Below are 24191 nucleotides of genomic sequence, written 5' to 3'. Positions count from 1 at the left end.
GCATCAGAAGTCGACGCTGGCGCTCAGGGTGTAGGTGCGGGGGGCGCCGACCACCAGGTAGCCGGCGCCGGGAAAGCCGCCGACCGACGCCCAGTGGTTGCGGTCGGCCACGTTGTCGACGCGGCCGCGCAGCGTGACCAGCCTGCCGGCGACTTCGGTCAGGTAGCGCGCGCCGAGGTCCAGGCGGCTCCACCCCGGCACGTCCAGCGTGTTGGCGGCGTTGGCGTAGCGATGGCCGGTGTGCACCACGCGCGCGTCCAGCGCCAGGCCCTGCACCCCGGGCACGTCCCACTCCGCGCCGAGCGTCGCCTGGAACTTGGGCACGCCGATCACCTGCTTGCCGTCGGTGGCGGCCGAGCCGGTGCTGCGCTGCTCGGCGTTCAGCCAGGTGGCGCCGCCCAGGATCCGCAGGCCCCGGGCGGGGACGCCGAACACGTTCACCTCGAGCCCGTCGTGCCGATCCTCGCCGCCGGCCGTGAAGACATTGGCCGCATTGACGAAGGCCCGCGGCCTGGTCGTCGTGAACAGGGCCGCGCCGCCACCGAAGCGGCCAGCGTCGTACTTCACGCCGACTTCCTTCTGCTTGGTCACGTCGGGCGGCAGCGCTTGCCCGGCGTTGGCCACTGCCGCGGCACCGACCGTCGCGGGTGCGGTCTGGCCCTGCGTGAGTCCCTCGATGTAGTTGGCATAGAGCGACAGCTGCTTGCCGGCCTTCCAGACCAGGCCGGCCGCGGGGCTGGTGCGGCTGGCCTCGTAGTCGCTCACGCTGGCACCGGTGGCGGCCGCGAAGCTCTCGATCTCCATCCGCTGGTGCCGCAAGCCCAGCGTGAGCAGCAGCCGGTCGTCGACCAGGGACAGGGTGTCGCCCAGCGCCACGCTGGCCAGGCGGGTCATCCCGGTGCGGCCCGGCGCATCGAGGTTGCCGCCGAAGAGGGTAGCGGCGCTGAACGCCGGCTGCGGATGGAAGGTCGGGCGGTACAGGTTGGTCGGGAGCGCGGTGGCGAAGTCGGCGCCGAACGCGGTCCGCAGGTCCTGCCGGAACCAGTTGGCGGCCAGCACCCATTCGTGGCCGACGCCGCCCGTGCGCAGCTTGCCGCGCAGGCCCAGCTCCCCGGTGTCCACCTTGTCCTCGCGCGTGTTGTCGAAGCGGGAGGCGGTGCCCTCGCCGGTCGCGGCGTTGTTGACGGTGAGGTTGGCCAGCGAGTTCGACTCGGAGCTGCGGCGTCCGCCGTACGCCGCCCAGGCGGTGGTGGCGGGGGAAAGGTCCCACTCGCCGCGCAGCGTGCCGAACAGGTCGCGCTCGTTCGAGTAGGTCCAGGGCTGGGCGTGGTTGGACGAGGCGTCCGGTGGAGCAGGCACGGCGGTCGCGCCGGCGCCGAGCGTGACGTTGGTGCGGGTGCGCTTCAGGCGGTTGTCCTGGTAGCCGAGGTCGCCGGACAGGCGCACGTCGCGGCTGCGCCAGTCGACGCCCACGGCGGCCAGGCCGAGCTCGGCCTTCTCGTCCTCGACGGCGGTGCCGCCGTTGCGGACCGCGGCGTTGAAGCGGATGCCGGTGGCATTGTCCGGACCGAAGCGGCGCGCGACGTCGGCCGCCACGTTGGTCTGGCCGCCGCTGCCCACGCTGGTGGTCACGCGGTTCAGGGGTTCGTTGGGCGCCCGCTTGGGCAGCAGGTTGATCGCGCCGCCGAGTCCGCCGCCGCCCGGGTTGGCGCCGTTCAGGAAGGCCGAGGCGCCCCGCAGCACCTCGACCCGCTCGAACAGCTCGGTGGCGATGTACTGGCGCGGCAGCAGGCTGTACAGCCCGTTGTAGGCGACGTCGTCCGAGTTCAGGATGAAGCCGCGGATGAAGTACGACTCCTGGAAATTGCCGAAGCCGCGTGCAACGCGCACGCCGGGGTCGTTCTGGAGCACGTCGCCGACGCTGCGCGCCTGGCGGTCCTGGATCAGCTCGTTGGTGTAGCTCGTGACCGAGAACGGCGTGTCCATGGTGTCGCGGGTGCCGAGCAGGCCGACCCGCGCGCCGCGCGCGACCTGCCCGCCGGGATACGCCGGCGACAGCCCCTGGGCCGATGCGTCGGCACTGGCGTTGACCGTCACCGACGGCAGGGTGGCCGCCCCGCGGGGCCCGGCCGCATCGTCCGGTGCCTGCTGCGCCTGTGCCGCCACGGCATGCAGGACGAGAACGGCGGCGGCTGTCGCCACGGGCGTGAGCTTGGTCATGTTGTTCCGGGGTTCCTGGTTCGACGGATTGCCGTTCGTCGCGGCATTTGTGCGCGCCGGCTCGAAACCGCTTTGCTCGGCGTGCCGTCTGGAGTATATACGAATCATTCTCATTTATATTCGTTGACTGAACAGGACCGATCTTGCGAGACCACACGCCCGCGCCCGAGAGCGCCACCACCGAATTCCTCCTCAGCCACGTCGAAGCGGTGCTTGCCGGCACCCTCGCGCTGATGACTGCACTGGCCCAGGGCTGCTGTGACCAGCACCGGCGGGCCCTGCGCCAGAAGGTGATCTGCAACCTGACCGAGCTGGAGCAGCATGCGCAGCTGTCCAGGCAGTTCCGCGCCGTGGCGTCGCACCTCCAGCAGCAGTGGTGCGCCCTGGACGGCGGCTCGGCGGCACCGGCCCCGGGCGACCCCATCTTGTGGCACACGCCGCCCCAGGCGATGCAGTGAGGACGGGCGGCGCCCGGTCGGATGGACGGTGGTGCGGCGCCGCGCGGGCGCCTGCCCGCGCGCGGCGCCGGCGTTCGCCCTACCCCAGCAGCTGGATGCGTGCCGGGGACCAGTCGCCGTAGTACTCCTTGGCACGGCGGATCCGCTCGGCGTCCTTGAGCAGCTGGTCGAGCGCGGACAGCGCCCCGACGCCACTGCGTCCGCGCGGCACCCGGTATTCCGGCGGCTTGACCTCCGGATCGGGCGACGGCAGGGTGCGGGCGAAGTGCTCGTTCATGGCTGGGGACTGGCTGTGGCCGGCATCGCGGACCTGTTGCGCGGCTTGGGCCAGACAAGCTCCGCAAACTGCCGGGGCGTGAAGACCGGGTTCGACGGCCGCATGGCGAGCGCGTCGCGCAGGTAGGGGGTGACCGACGCCGCGCCCCTGCCCCAGCGCTGGCCGGCGGGCAGCAGCGGGCCCACGGGCGTGGGCAGGGGACGGTCGAGGGCGGTCATCGGGTCGATGATACGGGCTGGGCGGTCGCGTGCGAAGCCAGTTCAGGTCAGCTGCCAGCCCTGCGGCGTCAGCGGCGGCGGCAGATCACGTTCGCCCAGCGCCTCCAGCAGGTGGATCTCGACCTCGCGGCACAGCGCGTCCAGCGGCAGGTGGTTCTCGGCCAGGCCGAACGGCTCCTCGATCTCGTCGCCCAGCGCGTCCAGCCCGAAGAAGGTGTACGCCACGATGGCCACCACGAACGGCGTCATGAACCCCACCGTGTCGACCAGCCCGAACGGCAGCAGGAAGCAGTAGAGCCACGCCGTGCGGTGCAGCAGCAGGGTGTACGGAAACGGCAGCGGCGTGTTCTGGATGCGTTCGCAACCGGCCGCCACCGCGGTCAGCGCCGAAAGCGACTGGTCCATGTCGGCGACGACCGGTGCGTCCAGGCGCCGCTCGCGCAGCAGTGCGCCCAGGGCCTCGCCATTGCGCCGCAGCAGGAAGTCGGTCCCGCTGCGGGCGGCCGCGAAACCCGCCACGTCGGCCGGCGCGAGCAGCCGACGCACGTCGGGCAGCGGATCGGTGCGGCGCAACTGGTGACGCAGTGCCGACGCGAAGGCGATGGTGCGCATGACCAGCCCATGGCGCGGATCGTCGCGGTCGGCCGGGCCCGCCGGCGCCTCGAAGTGCGCCAGCGTCTGGACCTGGCGGGCGAAGGTGCGGGAGCGGGCCACGAGCTCGGCCCACAGCTTGCGGCCTTCCCAGTAGCGGTCGTAGGCGGCGTTGTTGCGAAAGCCCAGGAAGATCGCCAGTGCCAGCCCGATCAGCGAGAACGGCACCGTGGTCAGCGTGATCTTCCACTCGTAGACGAAGCCGTGCGTCAGCGTGACGAGCAGCGCGACGGCGGTGCAGGTGGCGAGTTCCCAGGCGATGTGCGGCAGCACCGAGCCGCGCACGATGTACAGCAGCTGGGCGCCATGGGGGCGATCGCGGACGATCAAGACAGGCCGCCCAGCTCGTAGTCCACCGTGATGGGCGCGTGGTCGGAGAACTTCTCCTGCCTGTAGATCGACTCGCGTCGCGCAAGCTGCCCGATCGCCGGCGTCGCCAGGTGGTAGTCCAGGCGCCAGCCCACGTTGTTCGCATAGGCCTGGCCGCGGTTGCTCCACCAGGTGTAGCTGGTGTCGGTGGCATCGGGCTGCAGGTGACGGTAGACGTCGACGATGCCGTGCCCGGACAGCAGGCGCGTCATCCACGCGCGCTCCTCGGGCAGGAAGCCGCTGTTCTTCTGGTTGCTGCGCCAGTTCTTCAGGTCCTGCTCCTTGTGCGCGATGTTCACGTCGCCGCACAGCACGAACTCGCGCTCTCCCTTCAGCCGCGCCAGGTGCGGCTCGAACTCGGCCAGGAAGCGGAACTTGGCCTGCTGGCGCTCCTCGCCGGAGGAGCCGCTCGGGAAGTACGCGCTGATCACGGAGAACCGGCGCTGCGGCGTGTCGAAGCGCAGCTCGACGTACCGGCCTTCGGCGTCGAACTCGGTGGAGCCGAAACCCGTCACCACGTCGCTCGGCTCGCGCCGGCTGTAGGCGGCGACGCCCGAGTAGCCCTTCTTCTGGGCGAAGTGGAAGTGGCCCTTGAGCCCCGCCAGTTCCTCGAAGCGGCCGCGCACGTCGTCGGCCTGGGCCTTGACTTCCTGCACGCAAATACAATCCGGGCTCGTCTTCGCGAGCCATGCCTCCAGGCCCTTGCTGGCCGCCGAGCGGATGCCATTGAGGTTGAGGCTGGTCAGTTTGAACAAGGAATTTCCCATGGTGGCAGCGCCCGGCCAGGATGCCCTGGCACAGGACTTCGTGCAGTTCGCGGTGGAATCCGGCGTGCTGCGCTTCGGTGAATTCAGGACCAAGGCAGGCCGCCTCTCGCCCTACTTCTTCAATGCCGGGCTGTTCGACGACGGTGCCAAGCTCGGCCGGCTCGCGCAATTCTATGCACGCCGCCTGCTGGCATCGGGCGTCGAGTTCGACATGCTGTTCGGCCCGGCCTACAAGGGCATTCCGCTGGCCGCGGCCGTCGCGGTGGAACTGGCGCGCGAGGGCCGCAACGTGCCCTACGCCTACAACCGCAAGGAAGCCAAGGACCACGGCGAAGGCGGCACCCTCGTCGGAGCCCCGGTGCGCGGGCGGGTGCTGATCGTCGACGACGTGATGTCGGCCGGCACCGCGGCGCGCGAGTCCATTGCCCTGATCCGCGCCGCCGGCGCGGTGCCGCACGCCGTGGCGATCGCCCTGGACCGCCAGGAAAAGGCGACCGAGGACGGCCGCGACGTCGATCACAGTGCCGTCCAATACGTGCAACGCCAGCTCGGCCTGCAGGTCTGCGCCATTGCCCGCCTGGCGGATCTGCTCCAGTATCTGCAGCAGCATGCCGGCGACGAGCTGGGTGCGCACCACGCCCGGGTCCTCGCCTACCGCGACCGGTACGGGGTGGACTGACGGAGGGAGCTTCTTGCGAACCATCGCGACCCTGCTGGCCGGATTGCTGGCCGCCGGTGCCGCTGCGCCCGCGGCCGCGCAGGGCATCTACACCTGCGTGGACGCCAAGGGCCGCCGGCTCACCGCCGACCGGCCGATCCTCGACTGCATCGACCGCGAACAGCACGAGATCGGCAGCTCGGGACGCCGGCGCAGCATCGGCCCGTCGCTGACCGCCGAGGAACGCGCCGCGCAGGAGGCGCTGGCGCGCAAGGCCGAGGAGGAGCGGCTGCGCGCGGCGGAGGAGAAGCGCCGCGACCGCGCGCTGCTCAACCGCTATCCCACCGAAGCGAGCCACCAGCAGGAGCGCCAGGCGGCACTGTCCCGGGTCGACGTGGTGATCGCCAGCGCCGACAAGCGCATGGCGGAACTGAAGCAGGAACGCACGCGTCTGGACGCCGAGTTGACGTCGGCCGGCAACGACCCGATCCGCGGCCCCCGCGCGCGCCGGGCCGTCGAGGGCAACGAGGCGGACCAGGGTGCGCAGCAGCGGTTCCTGGCCAGCCAGGCCGAGGAGCGCCAGCGCATCACGGCGCGCTTCGACGAGGAGATCGTGCGTTTGCGTCCGCTGTGGCGGCAGGCGTCCGGCGGCGTCGCCGGCAGCACGCCGGCGTCCACCGCCGCACCGGCCACGGCGCCGGCCCGGGCCTCCCGCTAGCCGCGCCGGCCCCGCCGGCCCCTGCCGGCAGCGGCACGCTCAGGCGCCGAGCTTGCGGCGCAGCAGCTCGTTGACCTGCGCCGGGTTGGCCTTGCCCTTGGTGGCCTTCATCGCCTGGCCGACCAGCGCGTTGAACGCCTTGTCCTTGCCGGCCTTGAACTGGGCGACGTTGTCGGGGTTCGCGGCCAGGATGTCGTCGAGGATCTTCTCCAGCTCGCCGGTGTCGCTCATCTGCTTGAGGCCCTTGGCCTCGATCAGCGCGTCGACGTCGGCGCCCTCGCCGGTCCACAAGGCCTCGAACACCTGGCGAGCGGCGTTGTTGGAGATCGTGCCGTCGGCGATGCGGCCGATCAGCGCCGCGAGCGACGCCGCCTTCACCGGGGCCTGCTCGATGCCGATCTCCTGCGCATTCAGGCGCCGCGACACCTCGCCCATGATCCAGTTGCTGGCCAGCTTGGGCTGGCCGCACGCCTTCGCCGCGGCCTCGAAGTAGGCCGCCATCGCGGGGCTCTGCGTCAGCGTGGTGGCGTCGTACTCCGGCAAGGCGTAGTCGGCGACGAAACGCGCCGCCATCGCGCGCGGCAGCTCGGCCATCCCGGCGCGAACCTGCTCCACCCACGCGCGTGCCACCACCAGCGGCGGCAGGTCGGGGTCGGGGAAGTAGCGGTAGTCCGCCGCATCCTCCTTGGTGCGCATCGCGCGGGTCTCGCCGGTGTCGGGATCGAACAGCACGGTGGCCTGCTGGATCGCACGCCCCTCCTCGAGCTCCTCGATCTGCCAGCGGATCTCGAAATCGATCGCCTGCTGCATGAACTTGAAGCTGTTCAGGTTCTTGATCTCGCGCCGGGTGCCCAGGGGCTGTCCCGGCCGGCGCACCGACACGTTGGCATCGCAGCGGAAGCTGCCTTCCTGCATGTTGCCGTCGCAGATGCCGATCCAGGTGACGATCTTGTGCAGTTCCTTGGCGTAGGCGACCGCTTCCTCGCTGGAGCGGATGTCCGGCTCGGTCACGATCTCCAGCAGCGGCGTGCCGGCGCGGTTCAGGTCGATGCCCGACTGGCCCACGAAGTCCTCGTGCAGGGACTTGCCCGCGTCCTCCTCGAGGTGGGCACGCACCAGGCGCACCGTTCTCTTCTCGTCGCCCAGGAAGAATTCCACAGTGCCGCCCTGCACCACGGGGATCTCGTACTGGCTGATCTGGTAGCCCTTGGGCAGGTCAGGGTAGAAGTAGTTCTTGCGCGCGAAGATGCTGCGCGGGGCGATGGTGGCGCCCACGGCCAGCCCCAGCTTGATCGCGCATTCCACCGCGCCCCGGTTCATCACCGGCAGCGTGCCCGGCAGCGCGAGATCGACCGCGCTGGCCTGCGTGTTCGGCTCGGCGCCGAACGCGGTCGCGGCGCGGCTGAAGATCTTCGAGCGGGTGGCCAGTTGCGTGTGGGTCTCGAAGCCGATCACGACCTCGTAGCCCTGGATCAGTTTGGCGGCCATGTCAGACACCCTCCGGCTTGCGCAGGTGGAAGTCGGTCGCCTGCTGGAACCGGTGAGCCGCGTTCAGCAGCCGCGCCTCCTGGAAGTAGTTGCCGAGCAGCTGCAGCCCCACGGGCATGCCAGCCTCGCCGAAGCCGCAGGGCAGGCTCATGCCGGGCAGCCCCGCCAGCGATCCCGGCAGGGTGAAGATGTCGGCCAGGTAGTTGGCCACGGGGTCGTCGGCCTTGGCGCCGAGCTTCCACGCGACCGAGGGCGCGGCCGGTCCGGCGATCAGGTCGCAGGCGCGGAAGGCCTGCTGGAAGTCGTCGGCGATCATGCGGCGGATCTTCTGGGCCTGCAGGTAGTACGCGTCGTAGTAGCCGTGCGAGAGCACGTAGGTGCCGATCATGATGCGGCGCTTGACCTCGTCGCCGAAGCCTTCAGCGCGCGTCCTGCGGTACATGTCGACCAGGTCGTCGTACTGCCGGGCGCGGTGCCCGAACTTCACGCCGTCGAACCGCGACAGGTTGGACGAGGCCTCGGCGGGCGCGATGATGTAGTAGACAGGGATCGACAGCTCGGTGCGCGGCAGCGAGATGTCGACCAGCGTCGCGCCGAGCTTTTCGTACTGCTTGAGCGCCGCATCGATCGCGGCGCGCACGTCGTCCGCCAGGCCGGGGCCGAAGAACTCCCGCGGCACGCCGATGCGCAGGCCATCCAGCGAATCGCCGAGCTGTCGGCCGAAGTCCTCGGCCGGCATGTCCAGCGACGTCGAATCACGATCGGGATCGGGGCCGCACATGGCCGACAGCAGGAGCGCGCAGTCCTCGGCGCTGCGCGCCATCGGCCCTGCCTGGTCCAGGCTGGAGGCGAATGCGATCATCCCGTGGCGCGAGGCCCGGCCGTAGGTCGGCTTGATGCCGGTGATGCCGCAGAACGAGGCGGGCTGGCGGATCGAGCCGCCGGTGTCGGTGCCGGTGGCGGCGGGCGCCAGTCGCGCCGCCACGGCCACCGCGCTGCCGCCGGACGAGCCGCCGGGGATGCGGCTGGTGTCCCACGGATTGCGGGCCGGCCGGAAGGCCGAGTTCTCGTTGGACGACCCCATCGCGAACTCGTCGCAGTTGAGCTTGCCCAGCGAGACGGCGCCGGCCTCCGCCAGCAGGCGCACCACGGTCGCGTCGAACGGCGAGCGGTAGTCCGCCAGCATCCGCGAGCCGGCGGTGCTCGGGAACTCGCGCGTGACGAAGATGTCCTTGTGGGCGACCGGCACGCCCAGCAGCGGCGCGGGATCGCCGGCGGCCAGGCGGACATCGGCGGCACGTGCCTGCCCCAGCGTGACCTCCTCGTCGGTCGCCAGGTAGGCCCCCAGGGCGTCGAAGGCCTGGCCACGCGCCAGGAAGTGGCGCGCCACCTCGACGGCGGAGACGTCGCGCGTGCGCAGGCGGCGGGCCAGTTCGGCCACGGCCAGGTCGTGCAGCGCGCTCATTCGATCACCCTGGGCACCAGGAACAGGCCGCGCTCGACGGCGGGTGCACTGCGCTGGTTGGCCTCGCGCTGATCGGATTCGCTGACGATGTCGTCGCGCAGCCGCAACTGGACGTCCTGGATCGCGGCCACCGGATGGGCCAGCGGTTCGACGCCCGAGGTATCCACAGCCCGCATCGCCTCGACGATGCCGAAGAAGCCGTTGATCTGGGTCAGCATGCGCTCGCTCTCGTGCGGTTGCAGTTCCAGCCGCGCGAGGTGCTGCAGGCGGCGGATGTCGTCGGCGGTCAGGGCCATGGTGAAAAGGTGCAGGGAAACGAGTTGTAAACGCAACAGACGCTGCTGTCGCGTTGCGAGTTATTCACAGGGGTTCGGGTATTATCCCGCCTACAGTGCACGGCCCCCGCAGGGGCCGATTTCACAAAAAAACGAGGAACCCCCCAATGTTCGGAGCTTTCCGGCGGTACTTGTCGACCGACCTGGCCATTGACCTGGGCACCGCCAACACGCTCATCTTCGTCCGGGACAAGGGGATCGTCCTGGATGAGCCTTCCGTCGTCGCCATCCGCCACGAAGGCGGGCCGCAGGGGAAGAAGACCATCCAGGCCGTCGGCCACGAAGCCAAGGCCATGCTGGGCAAGGTGCCCGGGAACATCGAGGCGATCCGCCCGATGAAGGACGGCGTGATCGCCGACTTCACCGTCACCGAGCAGATGCTCAAGCAGTTCATCAAGATGGTGCATCCGCGCTCGGTGCTCAAGCCCAGCCCGCGCATCATCATCTGCGTGCCCTGCGGCTCCACCCAGGTCGAGCGTCGCGCCATCCGCGAATCGGCCCTGGGTGCCGGCGCTTCCGAGGTCTACCTCATCGAGGAACCGATGGCCGCGGCCATCGGCGCCGGCCTGCCGGTGTCGGAAGCCTCCGGCTCGATGGTGGTCGACATCGGCGGCGGCACCACCGAGGTGGGCGTCATCTCGCTGGGCGGCATGGTCTACAAGGGCAGCGTGCGCGTGGGCGGCGACAAGTTCGACGAAGCCATCATCAGCTACATCCGCCGCAACTACGGCATGCTGATCGGCGAGCCCACCGCCGAAGCCATCAAGAAGACGATCGGCTCGGCCTTCCCGGGCAGCGAAGTCAAGGAGATCGAGGTCAAGGGCCGCAACCTCTCCGAAGGCGTGCCGCGCTCGTTCACCATCTCCTCCAACGAGATCCTGGAAGCGCTCACCGATCCGCTCAACAACATCGTCTCGGCGGTGAAGAACGCGCTCGAGAGCACGCCGCCCGAGCTGGGCGCCGACATCGCCGAGCGCGGCATGATGCTCACCGGCGGTGGCGCCCTGCTGCGCGACCTCGATCGCCTGCTGGCCGAAGAGACCGGGCTGCCGGTGCTGGTCGCCGAAGACCCGCTGACCTGCGTCGTGCGCGGCTGCGGCATCGCCCTGGAGCGCATGGAGCGCCTGGGCAGCATCTTTACCAGCGAATAATCCCGGCCTCCTCCCCCGCCGGGGGACGTCCCCCATGCCGCTCGGCACCCTCGATCGCTCCCCGCCGCCCTTCTTCAAGCAGGGACCTTCGGCGCTGTCCAAGCTGATGGTCTTCAGCGCGCTGGCGCTGTTCCTGATGGTGGCGGACACCCGCTTCAAGATCACCCAGCCGCTGCGCGCCACCGTGGGCACGGTGCTGTACCCGGTGCAGTGGCTTGCGCTGCGGCCCGTGCTGGCCCTGCGCAACGCGGGCGAGTACTTCGAATCGCTGCGCTCGGCCCAGGCCATCGAGGCAGCCGCGCGCGTCAAGCTCGCGCAGCAGTCGCAGCGCGCCAACCAGGTGGAGCAGCTGTCGCTGGAGAACGCCCGCCTGCGCAAGCTGCTGGAGCTGCGCGACCGCCTGTCGGCGCCCGGCCAGGCGGCCGAGGTGCTGTACGACGCCGCCGATCCCTACACCCGCAAGGTCATCATCGACAAGGGCATGGCCCAGGGCGTGCAGGAAGGCTCGCCCGTGATCGACGAATCGGGCGTCCTCGGCCAGGTCACGCGGGTGCACCCGCTGATCAGCGAGGTGACGCTGATCACCGACCGCGAGCAATCGATCCCCGTCATGAACACCCGCACCGGCGCACGCAGCGTGGCCTTCGGCGACCCCTCGGGCGCGCACGCCGGGGCCCTGGAGCTGCGCTTCATGGCGGGCAATGCCGACGTGCAGCCGGGCGACCTGCTCACCACCAGCGGTGTCGACGGCGTCTATCCCGCAGGTCTGCCGGTGGGCAAGGTCGACAAGGTGGAGCGCCGAGCCGACTCGGGCTTCGCCCGCATCTATTGCCTGCCGCAGGCGCTGGTCGACGGCGCCCAGCACGTGATGGTGCTCAAGCCGGTGTCGGCCCAGATCCCGCCGCGGCCGGTGGACACGCCCGCCGCGGGCGGCAAGGTGCCCAAGAAGGGCCATCCGTGACCAGCCGCCTTCCGCATCCGAGGGTCGCCGTGTCCGGCGCGGCGCCCGCAACCGACAGGGTCTGCGCGCCATGATCATGCGACCCGGCCAGCAGCTGCTGCTGCCGGCCAACCCCCTGTTCATCTGGTTCACGCTGGTGGTGGCCCTGCTGGTGGACATGCTGCCGCTCGGGCGCACCTCGTGGATGCCCGACGTGCTGGCGCTGGCGCTGGTGTTCTGGAACGTGCACCAGCCGCTGCGCGTAGGCATCGGCGCGGCGTTCCTGTTCGGGATCGCGATGGACGTGCACCAGACCTCGCTGCTCGGCCAGCACGCGCTGGCCTACACCGCCCTGAGCTTCTTCGCGATCACCATGCACCGTCGCCTGCTCTGGTTCACGGTGCCGTCGCAGGCGGTGCAGGTGCTGCCGCTCTTCGCGGCCGCCCACGCGATCGAGCTGGCGATCCGGATGCTGGCCGGCGGCGCGTTCCCGGGTGTCGGGATCCTGCTGGCGCCCGTGATCGAATCCCTGCTCTGGCCGGTTGCGAGCGTGATCCTGCTCGCGCCGCAGCGCCGCGCACCTGATCCGGACGAGAATCGCCCCCTGTAAGGGCCGGGCCGCATGTGGGACATGCGCCGAGGATCGCAGGCCCGTCGTTCCGCCCCCGCACAGCCCCTAGCACCGCCGCACCACCATGACCGAATTGCGCAACGTCGAAGCCGACCTGTCGCGGTTCCGTGCCCGCGTGCTGGCCGCCAGCCTGGCGGTGCTGGTGTGCTTCTTCCTGCTGGCGCTGCGCCTGCTGTACCTGCAGGTCTGGCGGCATGACGACCTGAACGAGCAGGCCGAGAACAACCGCACCGCCATCGTCCCGATCGTGCCGAACCGCGGCCTGATCCTGGACCGCAACGGCATCGTGCTGGCCACCAACTACTCGGCCTACACGCTGGAGATCACGCCTTCGCGCCTGACCACCAGCGTCGAGCGCACCATCGACGACCTGGCGCAGGTCATCGAGATCCAGCCGCGCGACAAGCGGCGCTTTCGCAAGCTGCTGGAGGAGACCAAGAGCATCGAGTCGCTGCCGATCCGCACCAAGCTGACGGACGAGGAAGTGGCGCGGTTCGCGGCCCAGCGCTTCCGCTTCCCCGGGGTCGAGATCAAGGCCCGCCTGTTCCGCAGCTACCCCTGGGGCGAGCTGGCCAGCCACGTGATCGGCTACATCGGCCGCATCAACCAGGCCGAGAAGAAGCAGATGGAGGACTGGGACGAGGATGACCAGGCCAACTACCGCGGCACCGAGTACATCGGCAAGCTGGGCGTCGAGCAGAGCCTGGAAAAGCAGCTGCACGGGGCCACCGGCGTCGAGGAGGTCGAGACCTCCGCCGGCGGCCGCGCCGTGCGCAAGCTCGACAGCAAGCCCGCCACGCCCGGCAACACGGTGCTGCTGTCGATCGACATCAAGCTGCAGAAGCTGGTCGAGGACATGTACGGCAGCCGCCGTGGCGCGCTGGTGGCGATGGATCCCAAGACCGGCGAGGTGCTGGCGTTCGTCTCCAAGCCCACGTTCGACCCCAACCTGTTCGTCGACGGCATCGACGCGGAGAACTGGCAGGCGCTGAACGAGTCGATCGAGAAGCCGCTGCTCAACCGCGCACTGCGCGGCACCTACCCGCCCGGCTCGACCTACAAGCCCTTCATGGCGCTGGCCGCGCTGCAGACCGGCAAGCGTTCGGCCAGCCAGGTCGTCATGGACAACGGTTCGTGGTCGTTCGGCGGCCACGTGTTCCGCAGCCACGGCGACCACGGCCTCGGCCCGGTGGACATGCAGCGCGCCGTGGCGCTCTCGAGCAACGTCTACTTCTACTCGCTGGCCAACGACATGGGGGTCGACCTCATGCACGACTTCATGAAGCCCCTGGGCTTCGGCCAGATCACCGGGATCGACATCTACGGCGAGGTGCGCGGCGTGCTGCCCAGCCAGGAGTGGAAGCGCAACTACTACAAGCGGCCCGAGCAGAAGAAGTGGTACGCCGGCGAAACCATCTCGCTGGGCATCGGCCAGGGCTACAACAGCTTCACCATGCTGCAGCTGGCGCAGGCCACCTCGATCCTCGCCAACAACGGGATCAAGCACAAGCCGAGGCTGGTCATCGGCACCCAGGATCCGATGACCCACCAGCAGGCGCCGCTGCCGGCCGAACCGGGCGAGGACCTGGGCTTCAAGCCCGAGAACGTGGCCGTGGTGCGCAAGGCCATGGTGAGCGTGACGCAGGCCGGCACCGGCGCTGGCGTGTTCGCGGGCGCCGGCTACGTCTCGGGCGGCAAGACCGGCACCGCCCAGGCGGTGACCATCGGCCAGAAGGAGAAGTACAACGCCTCCAAGCTGGAGGAGCACCAGCGGGACCACGCGCTCTACATCGCCTTCGCGCCGGCCGACGACCCCAAGATCGCGGTGGCTGTGATCGTCGAGAACGCCGGCTTCGGCGCCACCGCCGCGGCCCCGATCGCACGCCGGGTGTTCGACTACTGGCTGCTCGGGCAGTATCCGAGCGAGGAAGACATGGCGGCGGTGCGGCAGGGCAAGGCCGGCCGCCCCATCGGCAAGCCGCGCAACGCCGCCGAAGTGGCGTGGCCGCCCGGCGGCGCCGGCGCGGGCGGCGCGACGCCGGCCCTGCCCGCAGCGTCGGCGGCCACCATGGCGGCGGCGCCGGCCTCGGCGGCGGCCACGCCAGTCGCTGCGGCCTCCGCGGCCGTGGCCACGGCCGCGACGAAGCCGGCCTCGGCACCGGCCACCGCGATGAAGGCGGCGTCCGCTCCGGCGAGCGCATCGGCACCAGCGTCAGCGCCGGCCGGGCTCGCGGGAACGCCAGCAGCGGGCGCACCAGCACCCGTGGCGAAGACGGCAGCCGCCGCGCCCGTGGCCGCCGCGCAGCCGGCCTCCGCACCGCGCACGCCCGCCGCGTCGGCCGTGGCGACGGCAGCGGCCTCCGCCCCGGCACGGCCTGCCTCGGCGACCCCGGTGCGGATGGTCGCCGCCGCGCACACCGTGCCCCCCGCCTCGGCCGCCAGCGCCGCGCGCGCGCCGGCCAGCCTCCCGGCCGTCGCACCAGTCCGCTGAAGGCCCCGGGCCCGGTGCGAGGGCCCCGGCCGCAGCGAAGCAGCCGGCACCGGTCGACCGCCGGCGCTCCCTGCAACGCAGACGTGCACGAACGCCCGCTGGCGAGCCCGGCGGCAGGCGAGACCAGGCTGGCGCGGCGCCAGCGCGACCGCCACCTCAGCCGATGTGGGCCAGCAGCCAGGCGCCCACGGCCTGCGGCATCGCGCGCACGTGCGTCGGCCAAGGCCCGCTCGGAAAGCCGACATGGCCGCCCTGTTGCGGCTGCCACAACGTGACCGATGGACCGGCCTGTCGCGCGTCCGGCAGGCTGGCCGCCGGCACGAACGGGTCGTTGCGCGCGTTCAGTGCCAGCGCCGGGATGCGGATGCGCGCCAGGTGCGGCTTGGCCGAGGCGCGTGCGTAGTAGTCGTCGGTGCCCCGGAAGCCGTGCAGCGGCGCGGTGAAGACGTTGTCGAACTCGTACAGGTCGCGCGCCGCCAGCAGCGCCTGCCGGTCGAACAGGCCGGGGTGCTGCGCCAGCTTGGCCAGCGCCTTCGGCCGCATCGTGCGCAGGAACATGGTCGTGTAGACCAGCCGGTTGAAGCCGCGGCCGATCGCCTGGCCGCCGGCGGCCAGGTCCAGCGGCGAGCACACCGACGCGACCGCGTCGGCCAGCCGCGAAGCGCAGGCGCCGGCCTCTCCGGCCCAGCGCAGGAGTGCGTTGCCGCCCAGCGAGACGCCCACGGCGAGCAGCGGGCCGTCATGCGCGGCGCGCAGCCGCTCCAGGATCCACTGGATCTCCTCGTGGTCACCCGAGTGGTAGGCGCGCGGCCCGTGGTTGAGTTCCCCGCTGCAGCCGCGAAAGTGCGGAACCACGTAGGCCAGCCCGCGCTCGCGCGCGACGTCGGCAAACGCCTCGGCGTAATGGCTGCGCGACGATCCCTCGAGGCCATGGAAGAGGACCAGCAGCGGCCGCCGCGACCGCGCCGCGCGGGCGGCCACGGCGTCGTCGCGCGCCGGAAGTCCTCGCGCAGCCGCCGGCGTCGGCTCGGACGCGGGTGCGGAGGCGGATGCGCCATCCTCGAGCCAGTCGAGGTCGATGAAGTCGCCGTCGGGCGCAGTCCAGCGCTCGCGCCGGTAGCGCGGCGCCGTGCCGGCAGTGCGGCGGCCGTACAGCGCCGGCCAGATGGTCTGCAGGTTGCCGCCCGGCAGCCACCACGGCGCGGCATAGGCCATGCCGGCAGCCGGCCGCGTCCCGATCGCGCCGGCCAGCATCAGTGCAGGACCGCGGGCGTGTCCGAGACCTCCTGGATCTCGCTGGGCGTTCCGGGGCTCGCATGGTGGGCCACCAGGCGCCAACCCTGCGCCGTCTTGTGCCAGACGTTGGTGGCGATGACCCAGGCCTGGCGCGGCCCCTCGGGCGTGAGCACTTCCACCTTCTCGAGCAGGCTGTGCACACAGCTGCCCAGCGACTCGACCTTGCGCACGCGCTCGGGCCAGGCGCGGATGCTGCCGTTGGCGAACATGGCTTCGAACGTGGCGCGGATGGCGATGGAGCCGACCACCCGCGGACCGCCGGGATGGATGCAGAAGATGTCGTCCTCGTCGGCCCAGCAGGCCATCAGCTTGTCGATGTCGGCGTTCTGCAGGGCATCGTAGAAGGCGGCCTCGACGTCATCGGCATTGCCCTCGAGGTTGGCGGCCTGGAGTTTGGACTTGCGCATGGCCGGCCGATTATGCGGGGAGCAGCCACTGCCGCACGGCCTGCCGCACGTCTCCCTGCGCCGCGCTCCACACCAGGTCGGGCGCCGCGATGTGGATGCCCGGCGGCGCGAACTGCAGCGCGGCGGCGACGAACTCCGCCATCTTGGGCGAACGCACCGGCTGCTCGCCAGCGGGCACCATGTACTTGGCGACCGACAGCATCCAGCGCGCCAGCCCGGGCAGCCAGCCGCGCGGCCCCGGGCCGGGTGGCTTCTGCGCCGCGCGCACGATCACCAGGCAGTCGAAGCCGAGCGCGGCGACCGCCTGCTCGTCCAGGGTGGCGAGGCCGCGCTTGAGCGCCTCGGGCAAGCGCCCCTGCGCATGCGGCAGCACCAGCGCCAGCGTGCGCACGCCACTGCGCCGCATCCACTGCGCCAGTGCGGGCAGCTGCTCGGGCAGCGGGGTCCACAGGGCCCGCTCGCGCTCATGGAACAGGCGCGGCGGCTCGAACAGCACCACGCCGGTGTCGGCCGAGCCCGCGGGCCAGTCGGCAGGGTCGTCCGACGGCACCAGCGTCGTGCCCACGCGGCGCAGGCCGGCGGTGATCGGTTCGCGGGCGAGCACCTGGGTGGCGGCGAACTGGCCCAGCCCGACCAGCCGCTGCAGCACCTCGCTGCCCAGCACGCCCGTGGCGCCGGCGATCACCAGGCGACCCCGCACGGGAACCGCAGGCGGGCTGGCGAGCCGCTCCGCCTGCAGCGCTTGAAGTGCCACATCGCGCATCCCGGCTATGCTACCGTCGCCCGCACTTTCGAGGAGAACGGCATGAAACGTTGGCTCGTCGCCCTGGCCGCCGCCCTGGCCCTGTCCGGTTGCGGCTACAACGACTTCCAGCGTCTGGACGAGCAGACGCGCTCGGCCTGGTCGGAGGTGCTCAACCAGTACCAGCGCCGCGCCGACCTCGTGCCCAACCTCGTCGCCACGGTCAAGGGCGAGGCCAACTTCGAACAGGAGACGCTGACGCGCGTGATCGAGGCCCGCGCGAAGGCCACGTCGGTGCAGGTGACGCCCGAGGTCCTGGACAACCCCGAGCAGTTCCAGCGCTTCCAGCAGGCGCAGGGCGAACTCTCCGGCGCGCTCAGCCGCCTGCTGGTCGTGAGCGAGCGCTACCCCGACCTGAAGGCGAACCAGGGCTTTCGCGACCTGCGGGTGCAGCTCGAGGGAACCGAGAACCGCATCACGGTCGCGCGCAACCGCTACATCCAGTCGGTGCAGCAGTACAACGTGCTCGCGCGCAGCTTCCCCACCAACCTGACGGCGATGGCGTTCGGCTACCAGGCCAAGCCGAGTTTCACGGTGCAGAACGAGGCCCAGATCTCGACGCCGCCGCAAGTGGACTTCGGCGCCGGCGCCTCCAAGAAGTGAGATGGGTGGCGTCCGCGCGTTCGTGGGCGCGGCCGTGCTGAAACTGCTCGTGCTGGCCGGGGCGTTGTTCGCGCCCTGGTGGACGTTCGCCCAGGGCGTGCTGCCGGTGCCCGCGCTCACGGCGCGGGTGATCGACCAGACCGGCACGCTCGACGACATCCAGCGACGCGGGCTGGAGGACAAGCTGGCCGCGTTCGAGGCCGGCAAGGGCACGCAGATCGCGATGCTGCTGGTGCCCACGACGCAGCCCGAGGACATCGCCAGCTACGCCAACCGCGTGGCGAACGCCTGGAAGATCGGGCGGCGCCAGGTGGGCGACGGCATCCTGCTCATCGTCGCGAAGGACGACCGCCGCGTGCGCATCGAGGTGGCCAAGACGCTGGAAGGGGCCGTCCCGGACCTCGCGGCCCGGCAGATCATCGAGAACGCGATCACGCCGCGCTTCCGGCAGAACGACTATGCCGGGGGGCTCCAGCTCGCGGCGGACCAGCTCATCGCGCGCATCAACGGCGAAGCGTTGCCTGCGCCGGCCCAGCAGTCCGCGCCCGCGACGCCGGGTCCGCAATGGATCGACCTGGCCATCTTCTTCCTGTTCCTGGTGCCCATCGCCAGCTGGATCCTGCGGGCCGTCCTGGGCCACCGGGTCGGCTCGATGCTCACCGGCGTGGGCACCGGTGCCGCGGCGTTGTGGATCACTTCCAGCATCGGGGTGGCGCTGGTCGCGGCCTTCGTCGGCATCCTGTTCGCGGTGTTCCAGTCGGCTCGTTCGGCCCTGGGCGGCTTGCAGCGCGGCGGCCGCGGCGGCGGGCGGCGCGGCGGCGGTTGGGGCGGCCCGATCGTCGGCGGTGGCTGGGGCGGCGGAAGCTGGGGCAGCGGCGGTGGCGGCGGTGGCGGTGGGGGCTGGGGTGGAGGTGGCTTCAGCTCCGGCGGTGGCGGCGATTTCGGAGGCGGCGGCGCCTCGGGAGACTGGTGATGCTGGCACGGTTGCGACGAATGCTGCGGCACCGCTGGCTCGACGATGCCGACACGCGCCGGGCGATGCCGCCCGAGCTGGTGCAGCGGCTGGCGGCGCGGGTCCAGGCGAGCGAGCAGCGCCACACCGGCGAGGTCCGCATCTACGTCGAGGCGGCGCTGCCCATGAGCTACCTGTGGCGGGATGCGACGGCGCGCGAACGGGCCGTCGCGATGTTCGGCAAGCTGCGGGTCTGGGACACCGAGCACAACAACGGGGTGCTGATCTACCTGCTGCTGTGCGAGCACGCGATCGAGATCGTGGCCGATCGCGGGCTGGCCCACCGGGTCGAGGCGGGCGAGTGGCAGCGCATCGTGCAGCGCATGGGGGGCGCGTTCCGCGACGGCCGCTTCGAGGACGGGCTCACGCAGGCGCTGGCGGAAGTGTCGGCCCTGCTGGTCCAGCACTTCCCGGCCGGTCCGCAGACCCAGCCTTCCAACGAGCTGCCCGACGAGCCGGTGCTGGGCTGATACTGCGCGGCGGCGTGTTCCGCGCAGGGATGGCCGTCCCGGTCGGCGCCGGCGGCCATGCACGAGCCGGACAGCGCCTCCTTCTGCGTTGCCGCGCCTGCGGCCTTTTGCAGAATGTCCCACCCTGCACCGTGGGCGCGCCGCCGCAGCCGCGCCTTCCGTGGTTCACTCGGGGCATGAACGACGAATCCGCCCTGCTCCCCCTCATGGCCGTCAGCGTGGCCCTGGCGCTCGTGCTGGCGCGGCTGGCCTCCGGCCGTGGTCTGGCCCGGCGCGACATGCGCCGGCTGCTCGGGATCGGCGCCGTGGTCGGCGGCGCCTGGCTGCTGCTGTCGGCGCTCCAGGGCGCCTGAGCAGCCGCTACTTCGCCGGCGCGGTCTCGCGTGCCGGCGTCGCCTGCTGGGCGCGCGCCGGCTCCTCGGCCTGTCCGCTGGTGTAGGTGGTGCGCGGGCGGTTCTCGCCGGGGGCCGGCTTGCCCGGCAGCGGCGGCAGCGCCCTGGCCCGCTCCAGGTCGATCCCGGCCACCTCGGCGACACGCCGTGCGTAGTCCGGATCGCAGTGCCACAGGTGCCACACCATGCGCAGCTGGATCGGCTCGGGGCACGCCTTCAAGTCGCCGCCGACGTTGGCGACCAGCTCGTCGCGTTCCCAGGGTTCGAAGGTGCGGTAGCGATCGCCGGCCTGCCGGTAGTCGTCCTGCGTGCGCGTGGTCTGGTAGCGGCCGAGGTGGCCTTCGACCCATTGGTGGTAATCCTTCTGCGGCCGTGGCGCCTCGCGCAGTCCGCCGAGCAGGCTGGGCTCGTAGTTGATGTGCCTGTTGGCGCCGGTCGGGTCGACGTAGGCTGCCATCGCCCCGCCCTGCTGGTTGGTGTGGGCGCGCGCGGCCGCCTGCGGCGCGTTGATCGGCAGCTGCAGGTAGTTCGGCCCGACCCGGTACCGCTGGGTGTCGGAGTACGACAGCGTGCGCCCCTGCAGCATCTTGTCGTCGGAGAAATCGATCCCGTCCACCAGCACCCCGGTGCCGAACGCGGCCTGCTCGGTCTCGGCATGCACGTTGCCCGGGTTGCGGTCGAGCACCAGCCGCCCGACCGGCAACAGCGGGAAGCGGTCCTCGGGCCAGCGCTTGGTGTCGTCCAGCGGATCGAAGTCCAGCTCGGGATGGTCGCCGTCGGCCATCAGCTGCACGCAGAACTCCCACTCCGGGTGGTCGCCACGGTCGATGGCGTCGTACAGGTCGCGGGTGGCGTGGCCGTAGTCCTGGGCCTGGATCTGCGCCGCCTGCTCCGCCGTCAGGTTGCGCACGCCCTGCCGGGGCACGAAGTGGAACTTCACCAGGTGCGCGATCCCCTGGTCGTTGACCAGGTTGTAGGTGTTGACGCCGGAGCCCTCCATCTCGCGGTAGGTGGCGGGGATCCCCCACGGACTCTTCACCCAGGTGACCATGTGCAGCGACTCGGGGTGGTTGGCGATGAAGTCGTAGAAGCGCCAGGGCTCCTCGCGGTTGCTCACGGGGTCGGGCTTGAACGCGTGGATCATGTCCGGGAACTTGACCGCGTCCCGGATGAAGAAGATCTTGAGGTTGTTGCCCACCAGGTCCCAGTTGCCCTCGACGGTCTTGAACTTGATGGCAAAGCCGCGCGGGTCGCGCTTGGTCTCGGGCGACTCGCGTCCGCCGATCACGGTCGAGAAGCGCACGAACACCGGCGTGCGCACGCCGACCTGCGTCAGGACCTTGGCGCGGGTGTACCTGGAGGCCGGTTCGTCGCCGATGCGGCCGGTGGGTTCGAACCAGCCATGCGCGCCGGTGCCGCGCGCATGCACCACCCGCTCGGGAATGCGCTCCCGGTCGAAGTGGGTGATCTTCTCGATGAACTGGTAGTTCTCGAGGGTGGCCGGGCCGCGCTCGCCGACCGAGCGCAGCGACTGGTTGTCGTGGACCGGATGGCCCTGCCGGGTGGTGAGCACCGGGCGGTCGCCGGCATCCTGCGCCGCGCCGTCCTGCTTCTGCTTGTCCATGGCGGTTCCCCTGTTCGATTCGGAACCGGCCAGCCTAGTGCGCCGGTGGCGCGGCAGTTTGTCGGACGCTGCCGGGACGGCGCAGCGGCGCCGCCCCACGCGGCGCCTCAGTCGCGCACGTCGCCGTTGGGCCGCAGCAAGGCCATGCCGACGTAACTGCCGCCGTGGCGGAAGCCGGGCTTGAAGTCGACCGCGTAGCCACCGGCGTCGTAACGGCCGAGCGCGGAGAGCGCGCGCTGCAGGCTCGCGCGGCCGAGGTCCTTGCCGGCGCGCCGCATGCCCTCGACCAGGACCTTGGCGGCGATGCAGGCCTCCAGCGCCGTCACCGACATCGACCCGGCGTGCCCCGCGGCCTGCCAGGCTTCGCCGCACTCCCGGACCACCGGCAGCCCGTGCGAGCGCGGGGTCGGGACCGTGGTCGAGACCGAGACGCCGGCCGCGTCCGGGCCGAGCGCGCGCGCCAGCTGGCTGGCCCCGGCGAACGACAGGCTGGTGTACATGTAGCCGCGGCCGGCGGCCTTGAGGCGACGGATCATCTGCGCGGCCGGCGCATACAGCGTGGTGATCACCACCACCTGCGGGTCGGCGGCGATCATCGCCTGCACGTCCTGCTCGCCGATCTCGGCGTTGCGCCGGATCGCCACCGACACCGGCGTGCGCTGGAACTTCTTCAGCACGGCGGCGACGGTCTCGAAGTTCTGCTTGCCGACCGCGTCGTCGTAGTGCAGCACGCTGACGCGGGTGGAGCCGAGGTTGCCCCAGAAATTGACGATCTTCTCGATCTCGTCCGCATAGGTCGCACGGATCGTGTAGACGAAGTCGTTCTGCTTGCGGATGGCGTCGGCGCCGGTGAACGGCGCGAAGAACGGCACCCGCTTGGACGCCACAGCGGGCATCGCCGGAAGGCTCAGCGTGGACGAGGCATAACCGAACAGCGCCACGACCTCGTCGTCCTCCAGCAGCTTGCGCGTGTTCTCGCCCGCCTGCGCGGCGTCGTTGCGGTCGTCCAGCGTGACGAGCCGCAGGCGCCCCTGGGGCAGGCCCCCCGCGTCGTTGACCTTCTTGAAATACGCGAGCGCGCCGTTGCGGATGTCGTTGCCCAACTCGGCGTTGGCACCCGACAGTGGGGCAGACTGGCCGACGACGATGTCGCCGGCCCAGACCAGCGGAGCCAGGGCAGCCAACAGGGTACAGAACGATTTGCGCATGGACTTTTCTTCCCGTGCCGCGGACGGTCCCGGTCGCGTCATGCCGAGCTTAGGCGGGTATCCGCCTCACGGGCCAGCGGCAAACCCGAACCATCGCGGGCGTGTTGGTCACCCGCGACGCTTGTTGGATGCTCAGGGACGTGTGGCGACGAACGCGTAGTTCTGGCTGATGGGAGTCAGCGCCTTCTCGAGCACCAAGTCGATAGCATTCAACGCGGTCGACAGCCGCCGGGATCCGCGCAGCCGGCCCGGCACGCGCCCGAGCACATTGCGTGGGAGAGCGCCGTATCGATGCATTTCGGTGACGGAGAAACCGGCCCCGGTACACAGTGCCGCGATTGCTGGCCGGGTAAAACGGTACTTGTGGTATTTCCACGGGATTCGCATCGAGGGGTCCAGCGGCCCGTGCACGAGCCTGTTCAACGCCTCGATCCAGCTGAACTGATTGGGCAGGTGATAGCAGACAAAGCGACCGCCCGGACGCAACACCCGATGGATCTCCGCCAGGCTTCCCTCCTCGGAGCCACCCATCTCACGCACGTGTTCAAGCACACCAATGCTGAACACGCAGTCGAAGGACGCATCGTCGAATGGCAGGATCGATGTCGAACCACCCTGTGCTCCAGGGACGAACGCGACGCGCGCACGCTCCGCGGGCTCGAGCAGGCTGAAGATCGCTGGTTCGCGTTCGTAGGAATAGGAGGTAACGGTCGCCCCCTGGCGCGCCAGGAAGAACGAGAAGTGGCCATTGCCGCTGCCCCAGTCGAGAACGCGGGCACCTCGCGGCATGTGCCGGGCCACAAGGCTGTACAGCAGCCGGTACTGATTGGCTTGCGGCAGGCTGCGGAACTGGGCCACGCTGTGACCGCCCTCGGCGGTGTCCAAGATGCCGTAAATGTCCGCAACGTTTTGTTCGAAAGGCAGCATGCCGTCGAGTTCCTTCCCGACTGTCGAGTATAGCGATGCGCGGGGCTAAAAGAGAAAAGCCCCGGGCGCTCGCGTCACGGGGCTTTCCTGGGCCACGATCCGCTGGCTACTTCTTCTGACGGTACTTCTGCAGGGCCGCGATCTGGGCGGCCATCACGGCCAACTCGGACTGCGCCTTGGCGATGTCGATCTCGCTGTTGGCGTTCTTCAGCGCTTCCTCGGCGGCCCGCCGGGCCTCGTTGGCCTTTTCCTCGTCCAGGTCCTTGCCGCGGATGGCGGTGTCAGACAGGACGGTGACGCGGTTGGGCTGAACTTCCAGGATGCCGCCGGCAACGAAGACGAACTCCTCGCCGCCGTCGGCCTTCTCGATGCGCACCGAGCCGGGCTTCACGCGCGTGATCAGCGGCGTGTGGCGCGGATAGATGCCGAGCTCGCCGGACTCGCCGGGGAGCGCGACGAAGCGCGCCTCGCCGGAGAAGATGGACTCCTCGGCGCTGACCACGTCGACGTGGATGGTGTGGGTGGTGTCTGCCATGTCGGTCTCCGTCGGGCCGCCTCAAGCCAGCCCTCGCCGCCCGGTGGGCAGCGTGGCGCGCAGGGGGGCGGGCACCGG

At 70.7% G+C, this 24191-nt stretch carries 26 protein-coding genes; 11 read left to right on the top strand and 15 right to left on the bottom strand.

Going from position 1 to position 24191, the window contains the following annotated elements; translation table 11 throughout:
• Positions 1-3 precede the first annotated feature (3 nt).
• Positions 4-2220 (bottom strand): TonB-dependent receptor, encoded by a 2217-nt coding sequence (locus VFE82_RS00285; RefSeq protein ID WP_324998227.1) that lies wholly within the window; start codon positions 2218-2220, stop codon positions 4-6.
• A gap of 143 nt (positions 2221-2363) precedes the next feature.
• Here VFE82_RS00285 and VFE82_RS00280 point away from each other — a divergent pair, with 143 nt between their 5' ends.
• Complete coding sequence (locus tag VFE82_RS00280) at positions 2364-2678, top strand: hypothetical protein (RefSeq protein ID WP_324998226.1); 315 nt, start codon at positions 2364-2366, stop codon at positions 2676-2678.
• A gap of 79 nt (positions 2679-2757) precedes the next feature.
• Here the strand turns inward: VFE82_RS00280 and VFE82_RS00275 are convergent, their stop codons facing one another.
• From VFE82_RS00275 to VFE82_RS00260, 4 genes are read right to left on the bottom strand one after another with little or no spacing between them, the layout of a single operon-like run.
• Positions 2758-2955, bottom strand: coding sequence for a hypothetical protein (locus tag VFE82_RS00275; RefSeq protein WP_324998225.1), 198 nt, complete (start codon positions 2953-2955; stop codon positions 2758-2760).
• Positions 2952-3173 carry a hypothetical protein gene (locus VFE82_RS00270; protein WP_324998224.1) on the bottom strand — a complete coding sequence of 74 codons (222 nt, stop codon included), beginning with the start codon at positions 3171-3173 and terminating at the stop codon, positions 2952-2954. The genes VFE82_RS00275 and VFE82_RS00270 overlap by 4 nt, the downstream gene beginning before the upstream one ends.
• Positions 3174-3215: 42 nt before the next feature.
• Complete coding sequence (locus VFE82_RS00265; protein WP_324998223.1) at positions 3216-4154, bottom strand: bestrophin family protein; 939 nt, start codon at positions 4152-4154, stop codon at positions 3216-3218.
• On the bottom strand, positions 4151-4948 hold the full coding sequence (locus VFE82_RS00260; protein ID WP_324998222.1) for an exodeoxyribonuclease III: 798 nt from the start codon (positions 4946-4948) through the stop codon (positions 4151-4153). The genes VFE82_RS00265 and VFE82_RS00260 overlap by 4 nt, the downstream gene beginning before the upstream one ends.
• A 10-nt stretch (positions 4949-4958) precedes the next feature.
• Here VFE82_RS00260 and pyrE point away from each other — a divergent pair, with 10 nt between their 5' ends.
• Both pyrE and VFE82_RS00250 read left to right on the top strand, forming a co-directional pair.
• On the top strand, positions 4959-5639 hold the full coding sequence (gene pyrE, locus VFE82_RS00255; RefSeq protein WP_324998221.1) for an orotate phosphoribosyltransferase: 681 nt from the start codon (positions 4959-4961) through the stop codon (positions 5637-5639).
• Between the two features lie 13 nt (positions 5640-5652).
• Positions 5653-6336: a DUF4124 domain-containing protein gene (locus tag VFE82_RS00250; RefSeq protein WP_324998220.1), complete on the top strand. Its 684-nt coding sequence runs from the start codon at positions 5653-5655 to the stop codon at positions 6334-6336.
• Between the two features lie 39 nt (positions 6337-6375).
• Here VFE82_RS00250 and gatB read toward each other — a convergent pair whose 3' ends face one another.
• The 3 genes from gatB to gatC are packed head-to-tail and all read right to left on the bottom strand — an operon-like array spanning position 6376 to position 9585.
• Positions 6376-7824: an Asp-tRNA(Asn)/Glu-tRNA(Gln) amidotransferase subunit GatB gene (gatB, locus tag VFE82_RS00245; protein ID WP_324998219.1), complete on the bottom strand. Its 1449-nt coding sequence runs from the start codon at positions 7822-7824 to the stop codon at positions 6376-6378.
• A gap of 1 nt (position 7825) precedes the next feature.
• Positions 7826-9289: an Asp-tRNA(Asn)/Glu-tRNA(Gln) amidotransferase subunit GatA gene (gene gatA / locus VFE82_RS00240; RefSeq protein ID WP_324998218.1), complete on the bottom strand. Its 1464-nt coding sequence runs from the start codon at positions 9287-9289 to the stop codon at positions 7826-7828.
• Entirely contained in the window at positions 9286-9585 is a 300-nt protein-coding gene (gene gatC / locus VFE82_RS00235) for an Asp-tRNA(Asn)/Glu-tRNA(Gln) amidotransferase subunit GatC (protein WP_324998217.1), read from the bottom strand. Before gatC ends, gatA begins: the two co-directional genes overlap by 4 nt.
• A gap of 146 nt (positions 9586-9731) precedes the next feature.
• Here gatC and VFE82_RS00230 point away from each other — a divergent pair, with 146 nt between their 5' ends.
• From VFE82_RS00230 to mrdA, 4 genes are all read left to right on the top strand, one after another.
• On the top strand, positions 9732-10775 hold the full coding sequence (locus tag VFE82_RS00230; protein ID WP_055893880.1) for a rod shape-determining protein: 1044 nt from the start codon (positions 9732-9734) through the stop codon (positions 10773-10775).
• A 34-nt stretch (positions 10776-10809) separates the two neighbouring features.
• Positions 10810-11736, top strand: a complete 927-nt coding sequence (gene mreC, locus VFE82_RS00225) for a rod shape-determining protein MreC (RefSeq protein ID WP_324998216.1) — start codon at positions 10810-10812, stop codon at positions 11734-11736.
• Between the two features lie 70 nt (positions 11737-11806).
• The gene (mreD, locus tag VFE82_RS00220; protein WP_324998215.1) at positions 11807-12325 is read left to right on the top strand and encodes a rod shape-determining protein MreD; all 519 of its coding nucleotides are present in this window, start codon (positions 11807-11809) and stop codon (positions 12323-12325) included.
• Between the two features lie 85 nt (positions 12326-12410).
• Positions 12411-14837, top strand: coding sequence for a penicillin-binding protein 2 (gene mrdA / locus VFE82_RS00215; protein ID WP_324998214.1), 2427 nt, complete (start codon positions 12411-12413; stop codon positions 14835-14837).
• Between the two features lie 156 nt (positions 14838-14993).
• Here mrdA and VFE82_RS00210 read toward each other — a convergent pair whose 3' ends face one another.
• The 3 genes from VFE82_RS00210 to VFE82_RS00200 are packed head-to-tail and all read right to left on the bottom strand — an operon-like array spanning position 14994 to position 17303.
• Positions 14994-16052, bottom strand: coding sequence for a YheT family hydrolase (locus VFE82_RS00210; protein ID WP_324998213.1), 1059 nt, complete (start codon positions 16050-16052; stop codon positions 14994-14996).
• 38 nt (positions 16053-16090) lie between these two features.
• A complete protein-coding gene (locus tag VFE82_RS00205) occupies positions 16091-16540 on the bottom strand; it encodes a YybH family protein (protein WP_324998212.1) in 450 nt (149 codons plus the stop codon).
• Positions 16541-16550: 10 nt separating this feature from the next.
• On the bottom strand, positions 16551-17303 hold the full coding sequence (locus VFE82_RS00200; protein ID WP_324998211.1) for a hypothetical protein: 753 nt from the start codon (positions 17301-17303) through the stop codon (positions 16551-16553).
• Positions 17304-17345: 42 nt separating this feature from the next.
• Between VFE82_RS00200 and VFE82_RS00195 the strand changes: the two genes are divergently transcribed.
• The 4 genes from VFE82_RS00195 (at position 17346) to VFE82_RS00180 (ending at position 19780) form a co-directional block, all read left to right on the top strand.
• A complete protein-coding gene (locus VFE82_RS00195) occupies positions 17346-17945 on the top strand; it encodes a LemA family protein (protein ID WP_324998210.1) in 600 nt (199 codons plus the stop codon).
• Position 17946: 1 nt separating this feature from the next.
• On the top strand, positions 17947-18918 hold the full coding sequence (locus VFE82_RS00190) for a TPM domain-containing protein (RefSeq protein ID WP_324998209.1): 972 nt from the start codon (positions 17947-17949) through the stop codon (positions 18916-18918).
• Positions 18918-19427 carry a TPM domain-containing protein gene (locus VFE82_RS00185; RefSeq protein WP_324998208.1) on the top strand — a complete coding sequence of 170 codons (510 nt, stop codon included), beginning with the start codon at positions 18918-18920 and terminating at the stop codon, positions 19425-19427. Before VFE82_RS00190 ends, VFE82_RS00185 begins: the two co-directional genes overlap by 1 nt.
• Before the next feature lie 176 nt (positions 19428-19603).
• On the top strand, positions 19604-19780 hold the full coding sequence (locus VFE82_RS00180; RefSeq protein WP_324998207.1) for a hypothetical protein: 177 nt from the start codon (positions 19604-19606) through the stop codon (positions 19778-19780).
• A gap of 7 nt (positions 19781-19787) precedes the next feature.
• Here the strand turns inward: VFE82_RS00180 and VFE82_RS00175 are convergent, their stop codons facing one another.
• The 4 genes from VFE82_RS00175 to VFE82_RS00160 form a co-directional block, all read right to left on the bottom strand.
• Positions 19788-21443: a catalase gene (locus VFE82_RS00175; protein WP_324998206.1), complete on the bottom strand. Its 1656-nt coding sequence runs from the start codon at positions 21441-21443 to the stop codon at positions 19788-19790.
• Positions 21444-21550: 107 nt separating this feature from the next.
• A complete protein-coding gene (locus VFE82_RS00170; protein ID WP_324998205.1) occupies positions 21551-22651 on the bottom strand; it encodes an ABC transporter substrate-binding protein in 1101 nt (366 codons plus the stop codon).
• A 132-nt stretch (positions 22652-22783) separates the two neighbouring features.
• Positions 22784-23578 carry a class I SAM-dependent methyltransferase gene (locus VFE82_RS00165; RefSeq protein ID WP_324998204.1) on the bottom strand — a complete coding sequence of 265 codons (795 nt, stop codon included), beginning with the start codon at positions 23576-23578 and terminating at the stop codon, positions 22784-22786.
• 106 nt (positions 23579-23684) lie between these two features.
• Complete coding sequence (locus VFE82_RS00160; protein ID WP_324998203.1) at positions 23685-24113, bottom strand: F0F1 ATP synthase subunit epsilon; 429 nt, start codon at positions 24111-24113, stop codon at positions 23685-23687.
• Between the last annotated feature and the right edge of the window lie 78 nt (positions 24114-24191).

The organism is Ramlibacter sp., from assembly GCF_035655895.1.
GTDB lineage: Bacteria > Pseudomonadota > Gammaproteobacteria > Burkholderiales > Burkholderiaceae_C > Ramlibacter.
Note: the sequence above shows the minus strand (reverse complement) of the source record. Positions and strands in the feature narration are given on the sequence as shown.